Source organism: Bacillus sp. PK3_68 (assembly GCF_003600835.1).
Lineage (GTDB): Bacteria > Bacillota > Bacilli > Bacillales > Domibacillaceae > Pseudobacillus.
In genome coordinates this window covers 2,811,284-2,828,698 of sequence record NZ_NQYC01000001.1, presented here as the reverse complement: position 1 = coordinate 2,828,698, position 17,415 = coordinate 2,811,284, and the positions used below count along the sequence as shown (strand labels likewise).

Sequence of the window (17,415 nt, the reverse complement as noted above, 5' to 3'; positions counted from 1 at the left end):
GTCACCTTCACCACGAAAAGCTATAATACCAAAGATCATAGCCTGGCTAATCGGAAGCCCGAAGAAATTTGTTTTACATATTGACGGGGTGTGCCATAGTAAAAAACGTGACTGTACTCCGGATAAGTGGAATCATAGTGGACAAAGATAGGAGCATCTAGCAAAGCCGGATAGTTATAGTAAAACGGCCAGTCGCCATATACGATCCCTGTTATCGCTGTACCGATCTCTTTCTGGAATAGATTAAACCGGAGACCTGAAACCTCTTTCCTAAACTCTCCACCATCTACATACGCCTTCCCGGCCAAATACAACCGGCCTTCCCGATCTTTTTTCCACTCGGCCAGCACTTCATCCCGCATTTTCCAATTGATTGCCTTACAGTTATATACATATCCAACGTCCAAAAATAATTTAGCTGTCACATCCGAATGGGTGAGCGTATATTTTCTTCCTTCTACCGGCTGAACAAATGTGGCAGGCGGGGTAAGCTGTACAAATAACTTTTGCAGATCAAACAACGATTGTGATCTCCTCTCCGTGAATAAAAATCCCTTTTACACTTTATACACCTAGCCTATCGCCCGCTTCTTCATAAAAGAACAGCCCATTTGGCATGATAATGATAGTGTCCAAATGGGTTCCCCACTTCCCCTTTTCGGCCCGCATTGTTCCATGCCCAAACGTACAATTGATCCGTTCCTCCATCACACATGGAAAATTTAGTTATTTTTCTTATTGATAAAATATTTTATTACAAAGGTGTGAAAAATTTTAAAACAGGGAAGAAAGGAAAAGACATAGGTTTAGAGATCAAAGAGGATGAGAAAGTAGGGTAACAATATGAAAAAGAAGTTCAGGTTTTCACTGGCTTATCAAATTTTAGCTGGCTTAATTTTAGGGATTATCGTTGGAGCGGTATTTTACGGGCATCCGGGTGTAGAAAAGTATCTGCAGCCCCTCGGAACGATATTTCTAAATATGATCAAAATGATCGTCGTGCCGATTATCATCTCCACGCTTGTCTTAGGAGTGGCAGGCACCGGAGACCTGAAACAATTAGGTAAAATCGGCGGGAAAACGATTCTCTATTTTGAAGCAGTGACGACTGTGGCTATCTTAGTCGGCCTGCTGTCTGCGAATTTGTTCCATCCTGGCTCCGGGATTGATATGTCAAGCCTAGAAAAAGGCAATATCGACGAATATATGAAAACAACGAAAGAAGTAGAGAGCGAGGATCACGGTCCCCTACAGATTCTTGTGGACATCGTTCCAACAAACATTGTGAGCTCAATGGCGAATGCCGATATGTTGCAAATCATTTTCTTCACAGTCCTCTTTGGACTGGGAATTGCAGCGATTGGTGATAAAGGGAAACCGGTGCTGGTCTTCTTCGAGGGAGTGGCAGATGCCATGTTCTGGGTGACGAACTTAATCATGCGTTTTGCTCCGTTCGGCGTCTTTGGACTGATTGCCGTGACAGTTTCAAAATTCGGTCTAGCCTCGTTAGTGCCGCTCGGAAAGCTCATGATTCTCGTCTACGCCACCATGATTTTCTTTATCTTATTTGTGCTGGGTGGAATCGCAAAACTAATAGGCATTAATATCTTCCATCTCCTTCGTGTCCTGAAAGATGAATTGTTGCTCGCCTATTCAACGTCTAGCTCGGAGACCGTATTGCCAAAAATCATCGAAAAAATGGAAAGGTTTGGCAGTCCGAAAGATATCGTATCATTTGTCGTTCCGACGGGCTATTCATTTAACTTGGACGGTTCCACGCTTTATCAGGCTATCGCCGCCTTGTTTATCGCCCAGATGTACGATATCCATTTGAGCATCACTCATCAGATCACTCTTGTCCTGGTGCTCATGGTCACCTCGAAAGGAATCGCCGGTGTGCCGGGCGTGTCATTTGTCGTTCTGTTGGCTACACTCGGCTCGGTCGGCATCCCGCTCGAAGGACTGGCCTTCATCGCAGGGATCGATCGACTGCTCGATATGGCGCGTACCGTTGTCAATGTGGTTGGGAATTCCCTGGCAACTATCGTTATTTCCAAGTGGGAACACCGCTTTGATGACGCCAAGCGGACCGCCTACTATGAAACCTACAAATAAGTGAAACGACCGGCTCTCTAAGAACAGCCGGTCGTTTTTTATCCGAGAATCTATGGGGACGCCCTTCTTCTCTGCGTGCCAAACAAAAAAGACCCCCAACCAAAATGGTTGAGAGCCTTTGAAACGCCAATAATTAACGTTTTGAGAACTGAGGTGCACGACGAGCTGCTTTAAGACCGTATTTTTTACGTTCTTTCATACGTGCATCACGAGTTAAGTAGCCAGCGCGTTTTAATACTGCACGGTACTCAGGGTCTACATGAAGAAGCGCACGTGCGATACCATGACGGATCGCTCCCGCTTGTCCAGTGTAGCCGCCTCCTTGTACGTTTACAAGTACATCATAGCTGCCAGTTGTTTCAGTTGCTACAAGCGGCTGCTTGATTACTGTACGTAATGCTTCGAATGGGATATAGTCTTCTACGTCACGTCCATTGATGACGATTCTTCCGTCTCCAGGTACTAAGCGCACACGAGCAACAGAGCTCTTGCGGCGACCTGTTCCGATATATTGAACTTGTGCCAAGATAATAACCTCCTCTTAATAATTAGCCGCGAAGTTCGTAAACTTCCGGTTGTTGAGCTTGGTGCTTATGTTCAGAACCAGCGTATACGTGTAATTTTTTAGCCATTTGACGACCTAAAGAACCTTTTGGAAGCATGCCTTTGATTGCAAGCTCAAGCATTCTTTCAGGGTAGTTTGTGCGCATTTCGTTAGCAGTACGAGTTTTCAAACCGCCTGGATACATGCTGTGACGGTAGTAAATTTTGTCCGCTAATTTGTTGCCTGTTAATTCGATTTTTTCTGCATTGATGATAATAACATGATCACCAGTGTCAACATGTGGTGTGAATGTTGGTTTATGTTTACCGCGTAAAATAGACGCAACTTCGCTGGAAAGACGGCCTAGTGTTTGGCCTGCAGCGTCGATCACGTACCATTTACGTTCGATTTCGCCTGCTTTTGCCATATAAGTCGTACGCATTGGTATTTGCCCTCCTAAAAATAAATTAATTGTTTCAATGTTCATCGTATTTTATTTATATCACGAATAAGTTTCCGGGGCTTATCGTGGGGTTAAATAACGTACCATAGGATATAATATAACTTCCTAGAGTCAATGTCAAGAAAAAATGTGACACCCGGGCTAGTTGCCATGGCAACCGATGTATTAGAAAGCTTAATAAAGTACTTTCCATAAATACAATCCTTCTGCCGGTGCGGTTTTCCCTGCCAGTGAACGGTCGCAGCCGGCAAGAATAGACGGCATGTCTTCAGGGCTCAACTTTCCCTTGCCTGCTTCCATTAATGTCCCAGCAATGATACGGACCATATTATATAAAAATCCGTTTCCTGCCACCCGCAGTTCTATTTCTTCTCCGCTTTGGATAACCTCCAGCTTAGTAATGGTTCTTACTTTATCCTCTACTTCTGTTTTCGCTGAGCAGAAGCTTGTAAAGTCATGAGTGCCAATTAACGAGTGAGCGGCCTCTTGCATAAGCGAAGCATCCAATTCTACCGGGGAATGACAAGCATAAAAGCGGTTAAAAGGATCGCGAACTGCATTCTGATAAATTTTATAACGGTATTCTTTGCCGACCGCTGAAAAACGCGCATGAAAGGAATCAGCAACGATTTCAGCTTGTTTTACAGCTATATCATCAGGAAGACGGCTGTTAAGCGCCGACGGCCAGCGGTCATCCGGAACAGAGAGCGGTGTATCAAAATGGATTACTTGCCCTCTCGCATGAACACCCGCATCCGTCCGTCCGGATGCTGTCACTCTTACTTCTCTTCCCTTATGAATAACAGCCAGTGCTTTCTCCAACTCCTCCTGGACAGTGCGACTGTGCGGTTGTACCTGATAGCCGGAAAATCGGGCTCCATCATAAGCAATCGTGCATTTCACTCGCAGCATATTATCACTCCATTAACTTCTTGCCCACCACAACAGGGCAGCCAGTACTATCAGCAGAACTAGGGCTGCTGTGTCTTTCCCCTGCCAGTGCAAGAGACGATACTTCGTCCGGCCCTCTCCCCCGCGGTAGCCGCGTGCTTCCATAGCTATAGCCAACTCTTCCGCTCGCTTAAAAGAGCTGACAAACAAAGGAATCAACAACGGAACAACTGCTTTTACTCTATCTTTAATCGGACCGCTTGAAAAGTCCGCTCCCCTGGCCATTTGTGCTTTCATAATTTTATCTGTTTCATCCATTAGGGTTGGAATAAAACGAAGAGAAATCGACATCATCAGAGCCAACTCATGGACTGGCAGCTTCAGCTTTTTAAAAGGCTTTAGCAAACTTTCCAAACCATCTGTAATAGAGATAGGGGAAGTTGTCAAAGTAAGTAAAGACGTAACGAAGATCAATAGGAGAAAGCGCAGAGAAATGAAAGCCCCCTGTCTAATCCCGCCCTCATATACCTTTAAAAAACCTGCCTGAAACAGTAAATCTCCTTCTTTTGTCAAAAAGATATGGAGCAAAAATGTGAAAGCGATAATCCAAATAACCGGCTTTAGACCAGCCAGCAAAAAACGTATATTAATCTTTGATAAATACACCAGCATAAGGGTAAAAACGGTCAATACGCCATAAGAGAGCACGTTATTTGCCAAAAAGACGACAATTACGAATCCAAATATAAATAACAGCTTAGCACGCGGATCAAGCTGGTGAACGACCGATTGAAGCGGTAAATAACGCCCAAAAATCATTTTCTCCATCATTGGTCGTCACCCCGCTTTTTTGCACGCGCTAGCTCTTCGGCCAGTTCTTCAATCGTCAGGCAAGTTCTGTCCAGCTTGATGCCAGATACTTCCTCAAAGCGGTGCTGAAAGCGAACAACTTCCGGAACACTAAGACCACAAGCAGCGAGTTCATCTGGCTGAGAAAACAACTCCCGAGGCTTTCCATGCTTATGGACTCTTCCTTTATGCATAACAATCATCTCGTCCGCATATAAAGCCGCATCCTCCATGCTGTGGGTGACTAATATGGTAGATAGGCCGCGTTCTTTATGAAGAGCATAAAACATGTCCATAATTTCTTTCCGGCCTCGCGGATCTAACCCAGCCGTCGGCTCATCCAGCACAAGAACTTCCGGTTCCATTGCCAACACACCTGCAATTGCTACCCGTCTCATCTGGCCGCCTGATAAATCAAAAGGGGACTTTTGCAAAACCTCTTCAGGCAGACCTACCTGGCGGATTAATAATTGGGCTCGCTCTTTTGCTTCTTCCTCTGATACACCAAAATTGATCGGCCCATAGCAAATATCCTTTTCGACCGTTTCTTCAAATAACTGATGTTCAGGAAATTGAAAGACCGTCCCTACTTTTTTGCGAACGGACTTCAAGTTCTTTTCTTTCTTTCCTGCAGTGATTACCCGGTCTCCAATGATTACTTGCCCCTTTGTAGGCTGCAATAAGGCATTAAGGTGCTGGATAATCGTTGATTTGCCAGAGCCAGTGTGACCGATTACGGCTAAAAACACTCCCTCTGGAATAGCAAAGCTAACGTCCTTGATAGCCAGACGTTCAAAAGGCGTTCCTGCTGCATAGCGGTATTCTACTTCTTGAAGTTGGATGTCCATAGCTCTCTCACCAGCTCTTCTTCTGTTAAATAATTGCTCGCAATCTCGAAGTCTTGCAAACGAAGGACTCCGCTCAATTTGACTGGAAAGGGTACATCAAGGCCGAGTTCGACTAACTCTTCGTTCATCTGAAAAATCTCTTCTGGTGTGCCTTCCCGGTAGACCGATCCTTTATTTAAAACAATAATACGATCAGCACGAGCGGCTTCTTCCAAGTCGTGCGTAATGGAGATAACGGTTAAATCCTGCTCTTCCTTCAACTGCCGGACGGTTTGAAGCACTTCTTCTCTCCCCGCGGATCAAGCATAGATGTTGCTTCATCCAATAAAATAATGTCTGGCTGAAGAGCAATCACTCCGGCGATCGCTACACGCTGCTTCTGTCCACCGGAAAGATGGTGCGGCTCTTGATTCAGAAAATCCAGCATGCCTACGCGCTGAAGTGATTTTTCTACTCGCTCTACCATCACTTCATGCAATACTCCATTATTTTCTAACCCAAAAGCCACATCATCTTGTACTGTCGTGCCGACAAATTGATTGTCAGGGTTTTGAAATACCATGCCAAGGCGTCTGCGTATGTCCCAGACAAACTCATCTTTCAAGGGGAAATTACAGATTGTTACCTCGCCTTCTTGCGGATAGTGGAGGCCGTTCAGCATTTTCGCAAGCGTCGATTTTCCTGAGCCATTGTGACCGACAATCGCCAGCCACTCACCTTTCGCCACACTTAATGTAATATCTTTTAAAGCGTATTCCTGCTGCTCTGGATAACGAAAGTGGACATGGTTAATCGAAATAATCGTCTCTTTCATGACTTCCCTCTTTTCTCAGTTGAATAGACGGACAAAAGATTCTGAATACAAAAAAAGCCCGCACCCCATTCCAAGGAAAAAATTCCTGCCCGTAAAGCAGCCTCTTAAACTGGTTAAGAGTGGAAGGGGTACATGAGCTAGACGAGTCATCTAAACGAATGCTCATCGTAACGCTCAAGCTTCAAATGATTCAGTCTTTAACGAAAGTTATAAGAAAAGGGCAAAACACAGCCACGCTGGAAGGTTCTGCCCTTGTTGTGGTTTTATCGAAAATTAAACAAGCTCAATAATAACCATTGGTGCACCGTCACCACGACGAGGACCGATTTTCATGATGCGCGTATAACCGCCTTGGCGCTCGTTATAACGAGGAGCTACATCAGAGAAAAGTTTTTGCAATGCATAAACTGGTTTTTCTTTCATTTTGCCGTCTTTTCCTTCAACTTCAACAGTTGATGCTACTTCATTGCGAAGGAATGCAGCTGCTTGGCGGCGTGCATGTAAATCACCGCGTTTACCAAGTGTAATCATTTTTTCGACAACTGAGCGAAGCTCTTTTGCACGTGCTTCAGTTGTTTCAATACGCTCACTGATGATCAAGTCAGTTGTTAAATCACGAAGCATCGCTTTACGTTGAGCGCTTGTACGTCCTAGCTTTCTGTAAGCCATGAAGATACCCTCCTTTGTTGAGTTTTACTTTTATTAGATGATCAATCTTCTTTTTCAGGCCTAATCCGAGCTCATCCAGCTTTGCCTTCACTTCTTCAAGTGACTTACGGCCAAGATTTCGGACCTTCATCATATCTTCTTCACTCTTATTAGCAAGCTCTTGCACCGTATTGATGCCAGCACGCTTTAAGCAGTTATAAGAACGGACGGAGAGATCAAGTTCTTCAATTGTCATTTCAAGAACTTTTTCTTTTTGGTCTTCTTCTTTTTCTACCATAATTTCAGCATTTTGAGCTTCGTCTGTTAAACCAACGAAGATGTTTAAGTGCTCAGTTAAGATTTTGGCACCTAAAGAAATAGCTTCTTTCGGGCCGATACTGCCATCAGTCCACACATCCAATGAGAGTTTATCATAATTCGTTAACTGCCCCACGCGAGTGCTTTCCACTTGATAGTTTACACGGGCAACCGGAGTGTAGATGGAGTCAACTGGAATGACACCAATTGGATGATCTTCCTTTTTATTTTGATCAGCAGGATTATAGCCTCTTCCACGCTGTGCAGTAAGACGCATACGGAAATGAGCGTTTTCTCCTAAAGTAGCAATATGCAAATCAGGATTTAAAATCTCTACATCACTGTCATGCGTAATATCAGCAGCCGTCACCACACCGCTTCCCTGTACATCTATCTCTAGCGTTTTCTCCTCATCCGAGTAGATTTTAAGCGCCAGTTTCTTAATGTTTAAGATAATAGATGTAACATCTTCCACGACACCTTCAACAGTTGAAAATTCATGCAGTACTCCATCAATTTGAATGGATGTAACAGCAGCACCTGGAAGTGAAGATAATAGTATGCGACGTAAGGAGTTACCCAAAGTTGTACCATACCCACGCTCAAGTGGTTCTACAACGAATTTCCCATGAGTGGCATCATCGCTGATCTCGACCGTTTCAATTTTTGGCTTTTCAATTTCGATCATTCAATTATACCTCCTTCAATACGTCGAAACTCCGGCTTAGATGGTTCAACCGAAATTTCCCCATGTTTACGTTCCCGACTGTGCACCACAACTGGTTTAGTAGTCCTGTAACGAGCGCAACATTCAATTATATCCCATTATTGCCAAAGATATAATTATTATACAGGAAAATTAAACACGGCGACGTTTTGGAGGGCGGCATCCGTTGTGAGGAACAGGAGTAACGTCCTTAATAGCAGTTACTTCAAGACCTGCAGCTTGTAAAGCACGAATAGCAGCTTCACGGCCAGAACCAGGACCTTTAACTGTTACTTCAAGAGATTTCATGCCATGTTCCATTGATGCTTTCGCAGCTGTTTCAGCAGCCATTTGAGCCGCGAATGGAGTAGATTTACGAGAGCCTCTAAATCCAAGGGCACCTGCACTAGACCAAGCGAGAGCATTACCATGAACGTCTGTAATTGTTACGATTGTATTGTTAAATGTTGAGCGAATGTGTGCAATACCTAATTCGATATTCTTTTTCACACGACGCTTACGAGATTGTTGTTTACGAGCCATGTCTTACATTGACCTCCTTTACCTATTATTTTTTCTTGTTAGCTACAGTTTTACGAGGACCTTTACGAGTACGAGCATTGTTCTTCGTATTTTGTCCACGAACTGGCAAGCCACGACGATGACGGATACCGCGGTAAGAACCGATCTCCATTAAACGTTTAATGTTAAGAGATACTTCACGGCGAAGATCACCCTCAACTTTTAATTTGTCAATGATATCACGAATTTTATTTAATTCGTCTTCTGTCAGATCACGTACACGAGTGTCTTCAGAAACACCGGCTTCAGCCAGGATTTTTTGGGCAGTCGGTCTGCCAATACCAAAGATGTAAGTTAATGAGATAACTACACGCTTGTCGCGTGGAATATCAACACCTGCTACACGTGCCATATGAATGTGCACCTCCTATTCAGATTAACCTTGTTTTTGTTTATGTTTAGGGTTTTCACAAATAACCATTACTTTGCCGCGTCTGCGAATGACTTTACATTTCTCACAGATTGGCTTTACTGATGGTCTAACTTTCATTTTTTCCAACCTCCTTATAGTCCGGAGTGCATAAGTTATTTATAGCGGTAAGTAATACGTCCGCGCGTTAAATCGTAAGGAGAAAGTTCAACAGTTACCTTATCTCCAGGCAGAATGCGGATAAAATGCATACGGATCTTTCCAGATACGTGGGCAAGAACTGTATGGCCATTTTCTAATTCTACCTTAAACATAGCGTTAGGCAAAGTTTCAACTACAGTACCTTCAATTTCAATTACATCGTCTTTCGCCATTCTTTACTCTCCCTTCTCTTTTCATACAGAACCCGCTGCAAATTAAGCGGCCCTGGTTATTAGACTCTATTTGAACCAACTTCTGGAGAAGCACATATGTGTTAGGCTTTAGTTAAAATCTCAAAACCTGTTTCGGTAATTGCAACTGTATGTTCGAAGTGAGCACACATTTTCCCGTCTTGGGTTACAACTGTCCAGTTATCTCCAAGTGTTTTTACATAGCGGCTTCCAGCATTCACCATCGGTTCGATTGCAAGCACCATTCCAGGTTTGAGCTTTGGACCTTTGCCAGGCGGACCGTAATGAGGAATTTGTGGATCCTCATGCAAGTTTTGACCAATCCCGTGTCCTACATACTCACGCACTATAGAAAAGCCGTAGGATTCTACATATGTTTGAATCGCATGGGAGATGTTTGAAAGACGTTCACCCGGCTTCGCTTCCTCTAAACCAATAAAAAGCGATTCCTCAGTTACTTTCAACAGCTGCTGGACGTCAGAAGAGACGTTGCCAACAGGGTAAGTCCAGGCAGAATCACCATGATACCCTCGATAGTTAGCCCCAATGTCCAGACTAATGACATCGCCCTCTTTTAAAACCCGGTCTCCAGGAATGCCGTGAACAAGCTCTTCGTTAACAGATGTACAAATGCTGCCACGAAAACCATTATACCCTTTAAAAGAAGGAATTGCATTATGCTGTCTAATAAATTTTTCTGCAATCTCGTCTAACTGTTTCGTGCTTATACCGGGAGAGATAAACCTCTGCAGCTCCTTGTGCGTCAAAGCCACAATCCGTCCTGCTTCTCTCATAATCTCTATCTCTCGAGGGGTTTTGCAAATGATCATTAATTTAAGCCTTTCAGAAGCTGGTCAATGTCTTCGAAGACCTTGCCGATTTCCTGCTGGCCATTAATATCTTTTAAATAACCTTTTTGCCGATAGAAATCTAGTAATGGTTCAGTTTGTTTTAAATTGACATCCAGACGATTTTGAACAGTTTCTTCATTATCATCTGCACGTTGATAAAGTTCCCCGCCGCAACGGTCACATTTGCCTTCAACAGCTGGCGGATTAAATACAAGATGGTAAGTAGCTCCGCAGCTTTTACAAATTCGGCGACCTGTTAAACGTGCCATAAGAATTTCTTTATCAACATCTACGTTGATAACGTAATCTATTTTCTTCCCAAGAGCTTCTAAGATGCCTTCAAGCGCTTCTGCTTGAGCAACTGTTCTTGGAAATCCATCGAGAAGAAAACCGTCTTGACAATCTAATTTGCTCAATCTTTCGCGAACAATTCCGATTGTCACTTCGTCAGGGACAAGTGCGCCTTGATCCATAAAGGATTTAGCTTTTAGTCCAAGCTCTGTTCCCTCTTTCATCGCCGCACGGAACATGTCGCCTGTAGAAATGTGCGGAATGCCATATTTTTCAACAATTCGTTCGGCCTGCGTGCCTTTTCCGGCTCCTGGCAGTCCCATTAATACTAGATTCATTTGTGTTTCCCCCCTCAGTCTGATTCGAGACGTGCAACAGCTTGCCTTTTATTTTATAAAGCCTTTGTAATGGCGTTTGACAAGCTGGGCTTCCAATTGCTTCATTGTTTCCAATGCAACTCCAACTACGATCAGCAAGCTTGTGCCGCCAATTTGTGCAGCTGGTGGAAGACCTGCAAATTTAATAAAGAATACAGGAAGAATGGAGATGACAGACAGGAATATTGCTCCAACAAATGTTAAGCGGTATAAAACGCTTGTTAGATAATCCTGCGTGTTTTTCCCAGGACGAATGCCTGGAATGTATCCACCTTGTTTCTTCAAATTATCGGCTAATTGCTCCGGATTGACTTGAATAAACGCATAGAAATACGTAAATGCGACGATCAATGTTACGTAAATAATCATACCGATCGGTTTATGGTAGTCAAAGATGTTTTGAATAGTCGTTGTTACATCATTCGAACCAAAGAAAGACGAGAGTGTTTGCGGCGTAACCAAAAAGGCTACCGCAAAAATGACAGGAATAACTCCAGCAGCATTTACTTTCAAAGGTAAATGTGTTGATTGAGCGCCTCTTGCTCCCATTCCGCCTTCTCCTGTTACACGCTTGGCATATTGAATTGGAATCTTACGCAATGCCTGCTGAAAGAAGATAACACCGACGATAATTGCTAACACCGCCAAAGCAATCAATAATAGCACGACAATTCGCAGGAAGAGCTGCTCGCCCGCTCCTTCAATTTGCTGCGCATAAATCTGATTTGCTATGTTTGGGAGCGCTGCAACAATCCCAGCAAAGATAATAACTGAAATTCCGTTACCGACACCTTTAGAAGTGATCAATTCCCCAAGCCACATAAGAAAGGCTGTACCCGCAGTTAATACGAGTGCAATAAGGAGATAAGCGCCTACGCTGTTGCTCTCAACTAGCATACCGCCATATAAACGGTTGAAGCCATAAGACATTCCAAACGCCTGGATAAAACCAAGTACGATTGTGAAATATCTCGTAAATTGTGCGAGCTTGCGTCGGCCAACCTCCCCTTGCTTTGACCATTCCGTGAACTTAGGAACTACATCCATTTGCAAAAGCTGAACGATGATAGAAGCAGTGATATAAGGCATAATTCCCATAGCAAGAATGGAGAAGTTTTGCAGCGCTCCTCCTCCAAAAGTATTAAGGAAACCAATTAATCCTGCCTGCTCCTGCATCTTCAGTACATCTGCATTAACGTACGGAACAGGAATAAATGTGCCGATACGGAACACAATTAACATAAGAAGGGTGAATATAATTTTTCTTCTTATATCACCCACACGCATAAAATTGGAGATTGTGCGAAACATTAAATCACCTCAGTCTTACCGCCGGCAGCTTCAATTGCTTCTTGAGCAGCAGAAGAGAATTTATGAGCTTTTACAGTCAATTTCTTCTCAACGTTACCTTTAGCAAGAATTTTGATTCCTGCTTTTTCGCTGCTGACAACACCAGTTTCAATAAGAAGTTCTGGTGTGACTTCTGTGCCTTCATCAAAGCGATTTAATGCATCAAGGTTAACAATCGCATACTCTTTTCTGTTGATGTTAGTAAAACCACGTTTTGGCAAGCGACGGAATAAAGGAGTTTGTCCCCCTTCAAATCCTAGACGTACACCACCGCCAGAACGAGCTTTTTGTCCTTTATGTCCTTTACCAGCAGTTTTACCATTGCCAGAACCGGGACCACGTCCAACACGATTGCGAGTTTTACGAGAACCTTCAGCAGGTCGTAATTCATGAAGTTTCATGTTCGTGCACCTCCTTATTCTCTAGATTAAAATTATTTTTCGTTGACAGTCACTAAGTGAGATACTTTGTTAATCATACCTCTGATTGCTGCGTTATCTTGGTGTTCCACGGTTTGATGCATTTTGCGAAGACCAAGAGCTTTAACTGTTTCACGTTGATCTTTCGGACGACCGATCAAGCTGCGAGTGAGGGTGATTGATAATTTTTCAGCCATTGTAAATCCCTCCTTATCCTAACAGTTCTTCTACTGATTTTCCGCGTAATTTAGCAACGTCTTCTGCACGCTTCAATTGTTTGATTCCTTCAAGAGTAGCGCGTACCATGTTGATTGGTGTATTTGAACCGTGTGATTTAGAAAGAATGTTTTCTACTCCGCCAAGCTCAAGTACCGCACGAACTGGTCCACCAGCGATAACCCCAGTACCTTCAGAAGCAGGTTTCAAAAGGATTTCGCCACCGCCAAAACGGCCAATTACTTCGTGTGGAATTGTTGTTCCAACGATCGGAATAGCAATTAGATTTTTCTTTGCATCTTCAATCGCTTTGCGGATAGCATCAGGTACTTCTTGTGCTTTACCCGTTCCAAAGCCTACGTGTCCGTTTTTGTCACCGACAACCACAAGCGCAGTAAAACGGAAGCGACGGCCACCCTTTACTACCTTTGCTACACGATTGACCGTAACTACACGTTCTTCAAGTTCAAGTTTATTTGGATCAATGCGACGCATTAATTTGTCCCTCCTTCTTTATTAGAATTCCAGTCCATTTTCGCGTGCTGCTTCTGCTAAAGCTTTTACGCGACCATGATATAAGTAACCTCCGCGGTCAAATACTACGGATTTGATTCCTTTTTCGCTCGCTCTTTTAGCAACTAATTCGCCAACTTTGGCAGCTGCTTCAGCATTGCCTGTTTTTTCTAAACCGAAGTCTTTTTCAATTGTAGAAGCACTGGCAATTGTTACACCGTTCACATCATCAATCACTTGTGCATACAAATGCTGATTAGAACGGAAGATATTTAAGCGTGGACGAGACGCCGTACCGCTGATTTTTGAACGAACACGAACATGTCTCTTTTTACGCGTTTTATTCTTATCTTGCTTCGTAATCATTGTGGTCACTCCTTTCGTTTACTTAAGCGACATTACTTACCTGTCTTACCTTCTTTGCGGCGTACGTGTTCGCCTTCATAACGGATACCTTTGCCTTTGTAAGGCTCTGGCGGGCGTGTTGCACGAACATTCGCAGCAAAAGCGCCAACGCGTTCTTTGCTGATCCCTTTAACGATTACTTTTGTGTTAGAAGGAACTTCAACTTCTACACCTTTTTCAGGCTCCATTTCAACCGGATGAGAGTATCCAACGTTCAGAACAAGTTTGTTTCCTTGTTTTTGAGCACGGTATCCAACCCCGATTAATTCAAGAGACTTTTCGAAACCTTTAGATACACCTTCTACCATGTTCGATAAAAGCGCACGAGTCGTACCATGGTTAGTGCGGTGTTCTTTAGAATCGGAAGGACGAGAAATTGTAACGACATTGCCTTCGATCTCAATAATCATATCTTTGTTAAACGTTCTAACAAGCTCACCTTTTGGTCCTTTAACAGTAACTGTGTTGTTGTCGTTTGTTACTGTTACGCCTTCTGGAAGCTCAATAGGTTTTTTCCTACACGAGACATTATGTTGCACCTCCATTCATTACAAGAATATTACCAAACGTATGCTAATACTTCTCCGCCCACTTGCTTAGCACGGGCTTCTTTATCTGTTAACACACCGTTAGATGTTGATACAAGAGCAATACCTAAACCGTTAAGTACTCTTGGCATTTCATCAGCTTTTGCGTATACGCGCAAACCAGGTTTGCTGATACGTTTTAAACCAGTGATAACACGTTCGTTGTTCGCTCCATATTTTAAGAAAATACGAATTACGCCTTGCTTGTTGTCTTCGATAAATTCTACGTCGCGTACGAAACCTTCACGCTTTAAAATTTCAGCGATTTCCTTCTTGATATTAGAAGCAGGTACTTCTAATTTCTCGTGACGCACCATGTTCGCATTGCGAATGCGAGTCAACAAATCTGCAATAGGATCTGTCATAACCATTCTATTTACCTCCTTCCCAATTCGGGGTATTACCAGCTAGCTTTTTTAACACCAGGAATTTGTCCTTTATATGCAAGTTCACGGAAACAAATACGGCAAAGCTTAAATTTGCGGTATACAGAGTGTGGACGCCCACAGCGTTCGCAGCGTGTATACTCTTGCACCTTAAATTTAGGTGTGCGTTTTTGCTTCGCAATCATTGATTTTTTAGCCACATTTTCGCCTCCCTTTTTATAGAGATTACTTTTGGAACGGCATTCCAAGTTGAGTTAACAATTCGCGAGCTTCTTCATCAGTGTTCGCAGTTGTAACAATTACGATATCCATCCCGCGGATTTTGCTTACTTTATCATAATCAATTTCAGGGAAGATCAATTGTTCTTTCACACCAAGTGTGTAGTTGCCGCGTCCGTCAAATGCTTTTTTAGAAACACCACGGAAGTCACGTACACGTGGAAGTGAAACAGCGATTAATTTATCAAGGAATTCGTACATACGCTCACCGCGTAATGTAACTTTCGCTCCGATCGGCATACCTTCACGAAGACGGAAGCCTGCAATTGAGTTTTTAGCACGTGTAATCAATGGCTTTTGACCAGTGATAAGTGCTAATTCTTCGACAGCTGTATCAAGTGCTTTCGCGTTTTGAACAGCATCGCCTACCCCCATGTTAACTACGATTTTGTCAACTTTCGGTACTTGCATTACTGATTTGTAATTAAATTTATTCATTAAAGCAGGTGTAATTTCTTCATTAAACTTTGCTTTAAGGCGGTTCATATAGTGTACCTCCCTTCATTAACAGACTTATTATTTATCTAAAGTTTCACCAGATTTTTTTGCTACACGTACTTTTTTACCGTCAACCACTTTAAATCCTACGCGAGTAGGTTCGTTCGTTTTTGGATCTAAAAGCATGACGTTAGAAACGTGAATAGGTGCCTCCTGGCTAATAATTCCGCCTTGCGGATTTACTTGAGAAGGTTTAGCATGTTTTTTCACAATGTTGATTCCTTCTACAAGCACACGGTCCTTTTTAGGAAATGCTGCAAGCACGATGCCTGTTTTTCCTTTGTCTTTGCCCGTGATGACCATTACTTTATCGCCTTTTTTAACATTCATTTTATCGCACCTCCTTGAATGGCCAAGTTGATAAAATTGCTTTCATTTAGATTACTTCCGGAGCAAGAGAAACAATTTTCATAAAGTTGCTGTCACGTAATTCACGCGCAACCGGGCCAAAGATACGAGTTCCACGAGGGCTCTTGTCATCTTTAATGATTACGCACGCATTTTCATCGAAACGGATATAAGATCCATCGTTACGGCGCATTCCACGTTTTGTACGCACGATAACAGCTTTTACTACGTCACCCTTCTTGACAACGCCGCCTGGTGTTGCTTGTTTCACCGTGCAGACGATGATGTCTCCGACATTTGCAGTTTTACGGCCAGAGCCACCAAGAACTTTGATCGTTAACACTTCACGAGCTCCTGAGTTGTCAGCTACTTTCAAACGAGATTCTTGTTGGATCATTTATGTTACCTCCCTTCGGATTCACTTTCTATCCGAACAATAATGAATTAGATAATAACTGCTTTTTCTACAACTTCAACTAAACGGAAGCGTTTCGTAGCAGATAACGGGCGAGTTTCCATGATGCGGACAACGTCACCGATTTTTGCTTCATTCAGCTCATCATGAGCTTTGAATTTTTTAGAGTACTTAACGCGTTTGCCGTAAAGAGAGTGCTTTTTGTAAGTTTCTACAAGAACAGTAACTGTTTTGTCCATTTTGTCAGACACAACACGTCCAGTATAAACTTTACGTTGATTACGTTCACTCATTGTGCAAACCTCCTCTCAATTATCGATTGTTAACATCGATCTCTCTTTGACGAATAACAGTTTTCATACGAGCGATCGCTTTGCGTACTTCACGGATGCGAGCAGTGTTTTCAAGTTGACCAGTCGCTAATTGGAAACGAAGATTAAAGAGCTCTTCTTTTAAAGACTTAAGTTTTTGCTCAATTTCGGCAGTGGTTAATTCAACAATCTCATTAGCCTTCATTTGATTCACCACCAATTTCTTCTCGTTTTACAAATTTACATTTAACCGGTAATTTGTGTGCTGCAAGACGAAGAGCTTCACGAGCTACCTCTTCAGAGACACCAGCAATTTCAAACATGATTTTCCCTGGTTTTACTACAGCTACCCATCCTTCAGGAGCACCTTTACCGGAACCCATCCGAACTTCAAGAGGCTTTGCAGTGTAAGGCTTATGCGGGAAAATTTTGATCCATACTTTACCGCCACGTTTCATGTAACGAGTCATCGCAATACGGGCAGCTTCGATTTGGCGGTTTGTGATCCAAGAGGCTTCAAGAGCTTGTAGACCGTATTCGCCAAATGCTACTTCTGTGCCGCCTTTTGCTTGACCGCGCATTTTTCCACGGTGCACACGACGGTATTTTACGCGTTTAGGCAATAACAT

General features: G+C 43.1%; 28 protein-coding genes and 3 pseudogenes. 2 read left to right on the top strand and 29 right to left on the bottom strand.

Going from position 1 to position 17,415, the window contains the following annotated elements:
• Positions 1 to 35: 35 nt before the first annotated feature.
• Positions 36 to 521 carry a staygreen family protein gene (locus CJ483_RS14410; protein WP_120035883.1) on the bottom strand — a complete coding sequence of 162 codons (486 nt, stop codon included), beginning with the start codon at positions 519 to 521 and terminating at the stop codon, positions 36 to 38.
• A 322-nt stretch (positions 522 to 843) separates the two neighbouring features.
• On the opposite strand from CJ483_RS14410, the gene CJ483_RS14405 reads away from it, so the two are divergent.
• A complete protein-coding gene (locus tag CJ483_RS14405; RefSeq protein WP_120035882.1) occupies positions 844 to 2,115 on the top strand; it encodes a cation:dicarboxylate symporter family transporter in 1,272 nt (423 codons plus the stop codon).
• 133 nt (positions 2,116 to 2,248) lie between these two features.
• On the opposite strand, the gene rpsI is transcribed toward CJ483_RS14405, so the two are convergent.
• The 6 genes and pseudogenes from rpsI to CJ483_RS14375 form a co-directional block, all read right to left on the bottom strand.
• Complete coding sequence (gene rpsI, locus CJ483_RS14400) at positions 2,249 to 2,641, bottom strand: 30S ribosomal protein S9 (protein ID WP_120035881.1); 393 nt, start codon at positions 2,639 to 2,641, stop codon at positions 2,249 to 2,251.
• Positions 2,642 to 2,663: 22 nt separating this feature from the next.
• Positions 2,664 to 3,101, bottom strand: coding sequence for a 50S ribosomal protein L13 (rplM, locus tag CJ483_RS14395; protein WP_120035880.1), 438 nt, complete (start codon positions 3,099 to 3,101; stop codon positions 2,664 to 2,666).
• Between the two features lie 195 nt (positions 3,102 to 3,296).
• Entirely contained in the window at positions 3,297 to 4,031 is a 735-nt protein-coding gene (truA, locus tag CJ483_RS14390; RefSeq protein WP_259455806.1) for a tRNA pseudouridine(38-40) synthase TruA, read from the bottom strand.
• A gap of 15 nt (positions 4,032 to 4,046) precedes the next feature.
• On the bottom strand, positions 4,047 to 4,844 hold the full coding sequence (locus CJ483_RS14385) for an energy-coupling factor transporter transmembrane component T family protein (protein ID WP_120035878.1): 798 nt from the start codon (positions 4,842 to 4,844) through the stop codon (positions 4,047 to 4,049).
• Complete coding sequence (locus tag CJ483_RS14380) at positions 4,841 to 5,710, bottom strand: energy-coupling factor ABC transporter ATP-binding protein (RefSeq protein ID WP_120035877.1); 870 nt, start codon at positions 5,708 to 5,710, stop codon at positions 4,841 to 4,843. Before CJ483_RS14380 ends, CJ483_RS14385 begins: the two co-directional genes overlap by 4 nt.
• Positions 5,686 to 6,524: pseudogene (locus CJ483_RS14375) on the bottom strand (energy-coupling factor ABC transporter ATP-binding protein). The gene CJ483_RS14380 and the pseudogene CJ483_RS14375 overlap by 25 nt, the downstream one beginning before the upstream one ends.
• 119 nt (positions 6,525 to 6,643) lie before the next feature.
• On the opposite strand from CJ483_RS14375, the gene CJ483_RS24545 reads away from it, so the two are divergent.
• A complete protein-coding gene (locus CJ483_RS24545; protein WP_182917058.1) occupies positions 6,644 to 6,814 on the top strand; it encodes a hypothetical protein in 171 nt (56 codons plus the stop codon).
• On the opposite strand, the gene rplQ is transcribed toward CJ483_RS24545, so the two are convergent.
• From rplQ to rplP, 22 genes and pseudogenes are all read right to left on the bottom strand, one after another.
• Positions 6,798 to 7,193 carry a 50S ribosomal protein L17 gene (gene rplQ, locus CJ483_RS14370; protein ID WP_120035876.1) on the bottom strand — a complete coding sequence of 132 codons (396 nt, stop codon included), beginning with the start codon at positions 7,191 to 7,193 and terminating at the stop codon, positions 6,798 to 6,800. The two genes, CJ483_RS24545 and rplQ, sit on opposite strands and share 17 nt — an antisense overlap.
• 46 nt (positions 7,194 to 7,239) lie before the next feature.
• Positions 7,240 to 8,178, bottom strand: a pseudogene (locus CJ483_RS14365) (DNA-directed RNA polymerase subunit alpha); the annotation flags it as partial.
• 171 nt (positions 8,179 to 8,349) lie between these two features.
• Positions 8,350 to 8,739, bottom strand: coding sequence for a 30S ribosomal protein S11 (gene rpsK / locus CJ483_RS14360; protein ID WP_041101845.1), 390 nt, complete (start codon positions 8,737 to 8,739; stop codon positions 8,350 to 8,352).
• A 25-nt stretch (positions 8,740 to 8,764) separates the two neighbouring features.
• Entirely contained in the window at positions 8,765 to 9,130 is a 366-nt protein-coding gene (gene rpsM, locus CJ483_RS14355; RefSeq protein ID WP_120035875.1) for a 30S ribosomal protein S13, read from the bottom strand.
• Between the two features lie 24 nt (positions 9,131 to 9,154).
• Positions 9,155 to 9,268, bottom strand: coding sequence for a 50S ribosomal protein L36 (gene rpmJ / locus CJ483_RS14350; RefSeq protein ID WP_000868344.1), 114 nt, complete (start codon positions 9,266 to 9,268; stop codon positions 9,155 to 9,157).
• A 35-nt stretch (positions 9,269 to 9,303) separates the two neighbouring features.
• Positions 9,304 to 9,522 carry a translation initiation factor IF-1 gene (gene infA, locus CJ483_RS14345; RefSeq protein WP_049659390.1) on the bottom strand — a complete coding sequence of 73 codons (219 nt, stop codon included), beginning with the start codon at positions 9,520 to 9,522 and terminating at the stop codon, positions 9,304 to 9,306.
• Positions 9,523 to 9,623: 101 nt separating this feature from the next.
• Complete coding sequence (gene map, locus CJ483_RS14340) at positions 9,624 to 10,370, bottom strand: type I methionyl aminopeptidase (protein ID WP_120035874.1); 747 nt, start codon at positions 10,368 to 10,370, stop codon at positions 9,624 to 9,626.
• Positions 10,370 to 11,020 (bottom strand): adenylate kinase, encoded by a 651-nt coding sequence (locus CJ483_RS14335; RefSeq protein WP_120035873.1) that lies wholly within the window; start codon positions 11,018 to 11,020, stop codon positions 10,370 to 10,372. Before CJ483_RS14335 ends, map begins: the two co-directional genes overlap by 1 nt.
• A gap of 48 nt (positions 11,021 to 11,068) precedes the next feature.
• Positions 11,069 to 12,370, bottom strand: a complete 1,302-nt coding sequence (gene secY / locus CJ483_RS14330) for a preprotein translocase subunit SecY (RefSeq protein WP_120035872.1) — start codon at positions 12,368 to 12,370, stop codon at positions 11,069 to 11,071.
• On the bottom strand, positions 12,370 to 12,810 hold the full coding sequence (gene rplO / locus CJ483_RS14325) for a 50S ribosomal protein L15 (RefSeq protein WP_120035871.1): 441 nt from the start codon (positions 12,808 to 12,810) through the stop codon (positions 12,370 to 12,372). The genes secY and rplO overlap by 1 nt, the downstream gene beginning before the upstream one ends.
• Before the next feature lie 32 nt (positions 12,811 to 12,842).
• Positions 12,843 to 13,025, bottom strand: coding sequence for a 50S ribosomal protein L30 (rpmD, locus tag CJ483_RS14320; RefSeq protein ID WP_120035870.1), 183 nt, complete (start codon positions 13,023 to 13,025; stop codon positions 12,843 to 12,845).
• A gap of 13 nt (positions 13,026 to 13,038) precedes the next feature.
• Complete coding sequence (rpsE, locus tag CJ483_RS14315; protein WP_049659380.1) at positions 13,039 to 13,539, bottom strand: 30S ribosomal protein S5; 501 nt, start codon at positions 13,537 to 13,539, stop codon at positions 13,039 to 13,041.
• Between the two features lie 21 nt (positions 13,540 to 13,560).
• Complete coding sequence (gene rplR, locus CJ483_RS14310; RefSeq protein ID WP_120035869.1) at positions 13,561 to 13,923, bottom strand: 50S ribosomal protein L18; 363 nt, start codon at positions 13,921 to 13,923, stop codon at positions 13,561 to 13,563.
• 32 nt (positions 13,924 to 13,955) lie between these two features.
• Positions 13,956 to 14,491: pseudogene (gene rplF / locus CJ483_RS14305) on the bottom strand (50S ribosomal protein L6).
• Between the two features lie 30 nt (positions 14,492 to 14,521).
• The gene (rpsH, locus tag CJ483_RS14300) at positions 14,522 to 14,920 is read right to left on the bottom strand and encodes a 30S ribosomal protein S8 (RefSeq protein WP_041101755.1); all 399 of its coding nucleotides are present in this window, start codon (positions 14,918 to 14,920) and stop codon (positions 14,522 to 14,524) included.
• A 29-nt stretch (positions 14,921 to 14,949) separates the two neighbouring features.
• Positions 14,950 to 15,135 carry a 30S ribosomal protein S14 gene (gene rpsN, locus CJ483_RS14295; protein WP_001085700.1) on the bottom strand — a complete coding sequence of 62 codons (186 nt, stop codon included), beginning with the start codon at positions 15,133 to 15,135 and terminating at the stop codon, positions 14,950 to 14,952.
• A gap of 25 nt (positions 15,136 to 15,160) precedes the next feature.
• Positions 15,161 to 15,700 carry a 50S ribosomal protein L5 gene (gene rplE, locus CJ483_RS14290; RefSeq protein WP_120035867.1) on the bottom strand — a complete coding sequence of 180 codons (540 nt, stop codon included), beginning with the start codon at positions 15,698 to 15,700 and terminating at the stop codon, positions 15,161 to 15,163.
• A gap of 30 nt (positions 15,701 to 15,730) precedes the next feature.
• The gene (gene rplX, locus CJ483_RS14285; protein ID WP_041101761.1) at positions 15,731 to 16,042 is read right to left on the bottom strand and encodes a 50S ribosomal protein L24; all 312 of its coding nucleotides are present in this window, start codon (positions 16,040 to 16,042) and stop codon (positions 15,731 to 15,733) included.
• Positions 16,043 to 16,088: 46 nt separating this feature from the next.
• Complete coding sequence (rplN, locus tag CJ483_RS14280) at positions 16,089 to 16,457, bottom strand: 50S ribosomal protein L14 (protein ID WP_041101762.1); 369 nt, start codon at positions 16,455 to 16,457, stop codon at positions 16,089 to 16,091.
• 47 nt (positions 16,458 to 16,504) lie between these two features.
• On the bottom strand, positions 16,505 to 16,768 hold the full coding sequence (gene rpsQ / locus CJ483_RS14275; RefSeq protein WP_041101764.1) for a 30S ribosomal protein S17: 264 nt from the start codon (positions 16,766 to 16,768) through the stop codon (positions 16,505 to 16,507).
• Positions 16,769 to 16,787: 19 nt separating this feature from the next.
• Positions 16,788 to 16,991: a 50S ribosomal protein L29 gene (rpmC, locus tag CJ483_RS14270; RefSeq protein WP_120035866.1), complete on the bottom strand. Its 204-nt coding sequence runs from the start codon at positions 16,989 to 16,991 to the stop codon at positions 16,788 to 16,790.
• Entirely contained in the window at positions 16,981 to 17,415 is a 435-nt protein-coding gene (gene rplP / locus CJ483_RS14265; RefSeq protein ID WP_120035865.1) for a 50S ribosomal protein L16, read from the bottom strand. Before rplP ends, rpmC begins: the two co-directional genes overlap by 11 nt.

Excerpts from the sequence above, each read along its gene's own strand:
- CJ483_RS14405 (WP_120035882.1), top strand. The coding sequence starts at position 844 with ATGAAAAAGAAGTTCAGGTTTTCACTGGCTTATCAAATTTTAGCTGGC.
- rplM (WP_120035880.1), bottom strand. The coding sequence starts at position 3,101 with ATGCGTACGACTTATATGGCAAAAGCAGGCGAAATCGAACGTAAATGG.
- CJ483_RS14385 (WP_120035878.1), bottom strand. The coding sequence starts at position 4,844 with ATGATGGAGAAAATGATTTTTGGGCGTTATTTACCGCTTCAATCGGTC.
- CJ483_RS14380 (WP_120035877.1), bottom strand. The coding sequence starts at position 5,710 with ATGGACATCCAACTTCAAGAAGTAGAATACCGCTATGCAGCAGGAACG.
- rplQ (WP_120035876.1), bottom strand. The coding sequence starts at position 7,193 with ATGGCTTACAGAAAGCTAGGACGTACAAGCGCTCAACGTAAAGCGATG.
- rpsK (WP_041101845.1), bottom strand. The coding sequence starts at position 8,739 with ATGGCTCGTAAACAACAATCTCGTAAGCGTCGTGTGAAAAAGAATATC.
- rpsM (WP_120035875.1), bottom strand. The coding sequence starts at position 9,130 with ATGGCACGTGTAGCAGGTGTTGATATTCCACGCGACAAGCGTGTAGTT.
- rpmJ (WP_000868344.1), bottom strand. The coding sequence starts at position 9,268 with ATGAAAGTTAGACCATCAGTAAAGCCAATCTGTGAGAAATGTAAAGTC.
- infA (WP_049659390.1), bottom strand. The coding sequence starts at position 9,522 with ATGGCGAAAGACGATGTAATTGAAATTGAAGGTACTGTAGTTGAAACT.
- map (WP_120035874.1), bottom strand. The coding sequence starts at position 10,370 with ATGATCATTTGCAAAACCCCTCGAGAGATAGAGATTATGAGAGAAGCA.
- CJ483_RS14335 (WP_120035873.1), bottom strand. The coding sequence starts at position 11,020 with ATGAATCTAGTATTAATGGGACTGCCAGGAGCCGGAAAAGGCACGCAG.
- secY (WP_120035872.1), bottom strand. The coding sequence starts at position 12,370 with ATGTTTCGCACAATCTCCAATTTTATGCGTGTGGGTGATATAAGAAGA.
- rplO (WP_120035871.1), bottom strand. The coding sequence starts at position 12,810 with ATGAAACTTCATGAATTACGACCTGCTGAAGGTTCTCGTAAAACTCGC.
- rpmD (WP_120035870.1), bottom strand. The coding sequence starts at position 13,025 with ATGGCTGAAAAATTATCAATCACCCTCACTCGCAGCTTGATCGGTCGT.
- rpsE (WP_049659380.1), bottom strand. The coding sequence starts at position 13,539 with ATGCGTCGCATTGATCCAAATAAACTTGAACTTGAAGAACGTGTAGTT.
- rplR (WP_120035869.1), bottom strand. The coding sequence starts at position 13,923 with ATGATTACGAAGCAAGATAAGAATAAAACGCGTAAAAAGAGACATGTT.
- rpsH (WP_041101755.1), bottom strand. The coding sequence starts at position 14,920 with ATGGTTATGACAGATCCTATTGCAGATTTGTTGACTCGCATTCGCAAT.
- rplE (WP_120035867.1), bottom strand. The coding sequence starts at position 15,700 with ATGAACCGCCTTAAAGCAAAGTTTAATGAAGAAATTACACCTGCTTTA.
- rplX (WP_041101761.1), bottom strand. The coding sequence starts at position 16,042 with ATGAATGTTAAAAAAGGCGATAAAGTAATGGTCATCACGGGCAAAGAC.
- rplN (WP_041101762.1), bottom strand. The coding sequence starts at position 16,457 with ATGATCCAACAAGAATCTCGTTTGAAAGTAGCTGACAACTCAGGAGCT.
- rpsQ (WP_041101764.1), bottom strand. The coding sequence starts at position 16,768 with ATGAGTGAACGTAATCAACGTAAAGTTTATACTGGACGTGTTGTGTCT.
- rpmC (WP_120035866.1), bottom strand. The coding sequence starts at position 16,991 with ATGAAGGCTAATGAGATTGTTGAATTAACCACTGCCGAAATTGAGCAA.
- rplP (WP_120035865.1), bottom strand. The coding sequence starts at position 17,415 with ATGTTATTGCCTAAACGCGTAAAATACCGTCGTGTGCACCGTGGAAAA.